The organism is Candidatus Eisenbacteria bacterium (assembly GCA_030017955.1).
Taxonomy (GTDB): domain Bacteria; phylum Eisenbacteria; class RBG-16-71-46; order JASEGR01; family JASEGR01; genus JASEGR01.
The window spans coordinates 23,495-29,690 of sequence record JASEGR010000037.1; the positions used below are offsets into that span (position 1 = coordinate 23,495).

General features: G+C 52.6%; 4 protein-coding genes. 1 reads left to right on the top strand and 3 read right to left on the bottom strand.

All coding sequences use genetic code 11. From position 1 onward, the window contains the following. Positions 1 to 48: 48 nt before the first annotated feature. From QME66_07685 to QME66_07695, 3 genes are all read right to left on the bottom strand, one after another. Positions 49 to 1,134 (bottom strand): phosphatidylserine/phosphatidylglycerophosphate/cardiolipin synthase family protein, encoded by a 1,086-nt coding sequence (locus tag QME66_07685; protein MDI6808844.1) that lies wholly within the window; start codon positions 1,132 to 1,134, stop codon positions 49 to 51. Then, a complete protein-coding gene (locus tag QME66_07690) occupies positions 1,131 to 1,604 on the bottom strand; it encodes a VTT domain-containing protein (protein ID MDI6808845.1) in 474 nt (157 codons plus the stop codon). Before QME66_07690 ends, QME66_07685 begins: the two co-directional genes overlap by 4 nt. A 401-nt stretch (positions 1,605 to 2,005) precedes the next feature. Next, positions 2,006 to 3,664 carry a T9SS type A sorting domain-containing protein gene (locus QME66_07695; protein MDI6808846.1) on the bottom strand — a complete coding sequence of 553 codons (1,659 nt, stop codon included), beginning with the start codon at positions 3,662 to 3,664 and terminating at the stop codon, positions 2,006 to 2,008. 516 nt (positions 3,665 to 4,180) lie between these two features. Here QME66_07695 and QME66_07700 point away from each other — a divergent pair. Continuing rightward, on the top strand, positions 4,181 to 6,088 hold the full coding sequence (locus QME66_07700; GenBank protein ID MDI6808847.1) for an MBL fold metallo-hydrolase: 1,908 nt from the start codon (positions 4,181 to 4,183) through the stop codon (positions 6,086 to 6,088). The last annotated feature ends 108 nt before the right edge of the window (positions 6,089 to 6,196 follow it).

Genomic DNA, 6,196 nt, shown 5'->3' on the forward strand with positions numbered 1-6,196 from the left:
TGCGAGGCTATCTCCGGGACGGCACACTACAACGTGACGGCTGCCGGGCTAGAGTTTGCCGAGGGATGTCGCTAGCTTTCCAAGAGACCGCAGCCCCAGATGAATTAGATTCCCTTTCAATCCATTCACTTTCCCGTCAAATACGCTTGAATTCTCAAGGTCCTTGCTGACTATTCGCTCTTTGAAACTTTGAATGACATCGGGATCGCTGACAACAGCCACTACTTCCTGCTGAGAGTGGTAGCTCAGATAGTCAAAGTTGGCAGAACCTACCAGGAGGAAATCGTCATCTATGAGAATAGCCTTCAAATGCGTCATTCTACCCTTGTAGAGTCTGAGGTCGAAATCGGACCTGGCTGACTCCCACAGCAGGCATTCTTTGAGAAGCTTTTCGTTGTTTTCCTCGGGAGTTACTATGGTTACTGACACGCCATTGCTTCTTAGTTCTCTGAGTATCCGGCTAAACGGAAATGTCAGGTAAGGACTTTCGACCCAGATTCTTCTTTTCGAGTTTCTAAGCAACCCCAGGATCGGCATGAAGCTTGCCTCGTTCGAAACACCATCCAGGAGATGAAACTCCACTCCCTCAAAGCGCCTCGACGCATTGAGATTGTGACCGTTCCAAGTCGACAAGAAGTCTTCCTTCAGGAACTCTGCCACTCCTTGGTCTTCAATCCTGAGCATCATGTCGTGCCAATAGAAATTGTGCTCGCTGAAGTTTATTCCACCCACGTAAGCCACCCTGTCATCCAGAACGAGCAACTTTTTGTGGTTCCGTGCCGCCGCCCTCATGAAAAGCGGACCGTTGGGATTCGTGAATCTCATGCCTATCCCGCTTTTCCTGAGATGTTCGATCATTCCGGTAGTCTCCCTGACCTCCCTCCGTAGTTTGGAATTGAACAGATTCTTGGGAGAGTAAACCAGCTTGTCACTCAACCTGAACTTTGTGAAGGAATCAACGAGAATTCTCTTGTCGGCGCATTTCGAAGATAGAAGTAAACTGGCCAGCATCTTACCAGCGCTGTCTCCCTCGAATGACAGCGTTTGTATGAAGGAGTAGTCTCTCGACGAAAGCAAGTCATGTCTAAGACTCTCGCAGAATTCTTGAGAGTCAACCAGTATCTGCATTCTCATTTGATGAGTTCCCCCACAGCCCGAGGGAAAAGGACAACAACAAAAAACCTTAGAAGCCTTCCAAGGAAGCCATACAAGAAGAACCGTTGAAACTTCACGTTCAAGACTCCGGCCAGAAAACTGACAGCATAGAAAGGAGGGAATCCGGTAAAAGCACTTATGAATGTGAAGAGGCCGGTCTTGGTTCCCCAGGCTTCTATCTGCTCAGCGACCCTGTCCATTTTTTTCTCATATCTTTTGATTGGCAGCCTGAGAACTCCGCGACCAGCCAGATAGATTATTGATTTGGCAATCATCTGCCCTGAGGCTGCCGTAAATGCAAGCGGGAACGCCGAAAACTTCGGCGCAACCATTGAAACTGCCGCCAAGTAGACTTCCGCGTTTACGACCGGAATAAACCCGCTTACGAAACAGACCAGAAATGTGGAGGGATACAGCCCGTATTCAGCGAAGAGATGCTGAAGATTCATTGTGTCAGGCCGGATGTGCTCACTTTTTCATCTCGCGCCAATCTTCCTCTGCCCGGAGGACGCTGTTCGAACGCTCTTCCAAACCAGTAGCAGAGACATTTCAGGCTATCCCGCCGACTTGGAAGGCGTATGGGAGACTCGCATTGGGGAAATCGTTCGCTATTTGTGTCTATTCCAACACGCGTTGCTGCTTGTGTCAATTGCGGTATCTTTGATATGGGACGGCACACTGGATGTCTTGCGGCAACTGGATATTTGCAGAAGAGAAGTTGACGGTCGAGGTGGCCTCGACCGTCAATCGTGACCCCGGCTTTCAGCGAAAGCATTCAGGACGGTATCGTCCCTTCCGCAGTCAGAGGCTTTCCAGCTAACTTATTTCAGGGTGGAGAGGCTGTCTTTCCCTACCTGACTTTGACTACCTTTACCATCTCTCTGAGACCCGCCCCTTCAAGCACGATGAGATAGGCTCCGCTCTTCAAGTGAGAGGCAGGGATCTCCAATGTGTGATTACCGGCCCTCATCTCCGAGAATCTATACGGCTGTCCGATCATGCGGCCTGAAACGTCATAGATAGTGAGGTTGACGGCCGTCGCGTTCAGCAACGAGAGATTTGCCGTGATGTGCGAAGAAACCGGGCTTGCGACCCCGATCCTGAATGCGGATACCTGGGGCTTAGTCATCGCAGGCGGCATATCCTCGGCAAAAGTCTCTGTCTCACAAGCAGTGGTCATCGATGCTACCTCTATTCCAACGCTCGGAGAAGGAGTCGTTACAGTTGGTATTGGGGAGCCAAGCGACGGAGCCCGCGAGGCAACAGTCGGTGTTATCGCAGTCACGGTCGGGAGTACGAAGACCCCGCTACAACCGTTTCCGTCACAGTCAAAACCAGAGATCAAGACGCAGCTATTGCCTGCGCCATAGCTCTGAGTATATCCTGCCACTAGGAGTCCGCCGTCCACAGCCTGTGCAAGAGAATAGGCAACGTCCACACTGCTTCCTCCAATTGCCTTTGTCCAGAGAAGGTCGCCTGACGCACCAAACTTGAGGAGAGCGGCGTCATCAGAGCCCGCGCCATACTCAGAAACAGAGCCTGCAAGGATCAGGCTCCCGTCTGATGCCTCAATGACAGAATGGCCGTAATCGTAAACGGTGCTCCCGACTGTCCTTGACCAGACATGCGTTCCGGACGAAGTGAATTTCGAAATGATGATATCAGAGCTCCCCGCCCCGTAGCTGCGGGTGTAGCCTGTCACCACCAGCGATCCATCAGACGTCTCAATTACGGACCTTCCCTCCTCATCGTAAATTCCTCCGAGGGTTTTGGTCCACAGATGGGTTCCTGCGTCGTTGAACTTTGAAAGAATGAGGTCGGCTGAGCCGGCTCCGTAGCTGCGTGTGTATCCCGTCACGACGTATCCTTCATCCATTGTCTGAATCACAGAGAAACCGCACTCCCGGTCACTTCCGCCAAGTGTTCTTGTCCAGGTGCGGTTGCCTGATGTATCGAACCTGGACAGAAGAAGATCATAGTTGCCTGCACCATAACTTGAAGTCGCTCCGGTCACGACGAACCCGCCGTCGAACGTGTGTATGACGGAGCGTCCATAGTCTGCGCCGCTGCCGCCGAGAGTTTTTGTCCACGCAAGATCACCCGATGAGTTGAACTTTGACAGTATCAGGTCAAGGCCGCCCGCACCGTAGCTGGTAGTGGACCCGGTTACGAGAAGCTCGTTGTTGAGAGACTGCCAGACAGAGTAGACCTCATCGTAACCCGTGCCCCCAAGTGTTCTCGTCCACACATGGTCCCCTGAGCGGTCGAACCTTGAGATGAAGATATCTGTCAGGCCCGCCCCATAACTCATCGTTGCCCCCGCCACGGCGAATCCCCCGTCGTATGTCCGGGTCATGGATGAGGCCACGTCATAGACTCCTGCATCGAGCGTTTTTGTGAATATGCGGATCTGGGCCTCGGCAGGTGAAAACGACATACCAACAAAAAGTGTACAGAAGAGAAGACAGAAAAAGAGATAACCGGCGGGACTGAATGATATGTTCTTCATTTCACTCCTCCTGTTTGAACTTCTTCCCTTTGTCGAAGGGAAGAAACCTACGACCTCCGTTGTTGGAGCAAATGCTCCTGCCGAAACGAACAAAGTGACAAGACGAACGCACAGCAACAGAGTGCGGCAATCTGTCTTTGTTATCGTCATCTAGCCTCCGGGCCTTAGAGAAAAAATCCGGGGGCGACGGCGTGTCGTAGGGGCCTTATGACCGCTAGATACGCCCCCCTGCACAAGAGGGCACAATAGAGAGTTCTTCCTTGACGGAAGGTGCTGAAAGAGATAGACTTATGGTGAGACTGCGCCCCTGGAACCCGTGTCTTCTAGGGAAAGCACGGGTCCGTTGTGGCCCAGTCTCCGTTGGAATGCTGGGCTTTTTTCCAGGGATGGGTTTTCTCGCGTATTCGTTTTCTGCTTTGCCAACGCCCTTCCAGGTCAAGAAGCCGTAGCTTCCGGTCGGAGGCTTGGGGACTGTAGTGGTGATTTCACTTCAGGCAAGCCTTCTTCCGGAGTCCAATGCTCGGCGTTGACGGAAAGGGGCTTGCAGTGATGGCAAGAGTAGCATCGTTTTCAGCGATTGTATTATTTCTTCTTCCTTCTCTGTTATTCGCGGCAAATCTTGAAATCCACTGCATCGATGTCGGCCAGGGTGATGCGACTCTCGTTATTTCTCCAACCGGCAAGACTCTCCTTTTCGACAGTGGAGAAACCGGCAAGGGGACAAATGTCGTACTTCCGTATCTTCAGTCAAAAGGGATCTCATCGCTTGACTACACTGTCGTGTCGCACTACCACGTCGACCACATTGGCGGGCTTGACGAGGTCATAAACGGGCTGGGGGGAAGCTCGAAAATAAACGTTGCGGCCTACGACCGTGGTGGAAGTTATACGACTCAGGCATATGTCCAGTACGTGAACGCAGTCGGCTCAAAGAGAACAACATTCGTAAAGGGGCAGGTGCTGGATCTCGGAGGTGGGGCAACCGCCACGTGTGTTGCCTTGAACGGCAATGGAGTCTCGGGTGTAAGCGACGAGAACGACCTCTGTGTCGTTCTCAAGATCAAGATTGGCTCCTTTGAATTCTATCAGGCAGGCGACCTGTCAGGCGCAAACTCGGGCGGCTACAAGGATGTCGAAAGCTCTGTGGCTCCTCTTGTCGGTGACGTAGAGGTTTACAGAGTTGACCATCATGGCTCCGCGTACAACTCAAACCAGACTCTTGTCAACGCGCTTCTGCCTGAGGTCTCGATCATCTCTGTTGGTTCGAACAGCTACGGCCATCCGACTCAGACTGTGATCAACAGGCTCGTCGCCGCCAATAGCTACATCTATCAGACCGAGTTGGGTTCGGCCGGGACGATTCCTTCTGGCAAGGGAACGGTCGTAAACGGACACGTGATAATCTCAACCAACGGGGTTTCAACCTACACGGTACACGGCACCGTTTACACTATCCCCGGTGTGGATGTTACTCCACCAGTCATCTCAGATGTCTCCGCCGGCTCCATTGGCGTTGACTACTCGACGGTCACATGGACGACGGACGAGCCGGCGACTTCGCAGGTTGAATACGGAGTCACGACTTCTTACGGGCAGCAGTCTTTATACAATGGAACACTTTTGACCAATCACGCTGTGTCCCTGAGCGACCTTTCGCCCGGGACACTCTATCACTACAGGGTCAAGTCCCAGGACGCGCTGGCCAATCTTGCTGTTTCGGGGGACTACACCTTCACGACCGGGAGTGCTCCGCCAGACACTTACGAGCCTAACGCCAGTTTCAGCTCAGCATTCGCGCCGATCGGAAGCGGGGCGGTTTACGAATCGTACGTCTACACCGGCACTGACAATGACTACTACAAGCTGGATGTGGCCGGAGCCGGGGCGATATCGATTAGTCTGACAAGCCTGCCGAAGAACTATAACATGGTACTTTATGATCCCGCGCACAGGACCGTGGGCAGTTCCGCAAACGCCGGCACAAGCGACGAATTCATTACATACAACAATCCCAAGGCAGGACCGTTCTTTGTGAGAGTGTATCCGGCATCAAGCACGGAATACAGCAAGACTGATTCTTACTTGCTCACTGCAACGTTCCCATGTGCGGCAACACCACCATCCATATATGCTCTTGATGCACCGGGCAATGAGGCAGTCCTGGGAGCAAGGCCGAATCCGTTCAAAGGTGAGACTGAGATTCTTTTCTTCCTTTCAACCGGGAAGAAAGTGGAGGTGAAAGTTTTCAATGTAAGAGGACAGGAAGTTTCGACGGTCGTGGACGGCACTTTCGGTCCGGGGATGCATAGGGCAGTGTGGGACGGCGTCAAGGATTCCGGCGAAGCCGCTTCCTCGGGAGTCTATTTCTACAGGGCAAAGCTCGGGGAAAGGGTGGAAACCGGAAGGATCGTTCTTTTGAGATAGCTTAATCAGGTTTGCTAGTGTCGTGTCCCGGAAGTTCCTTGTCTATGTCTTTGCCCCGCGACACGACACTTTCATAGGGGCTTCTCGCCCCTCTGACGCTTCAGGATG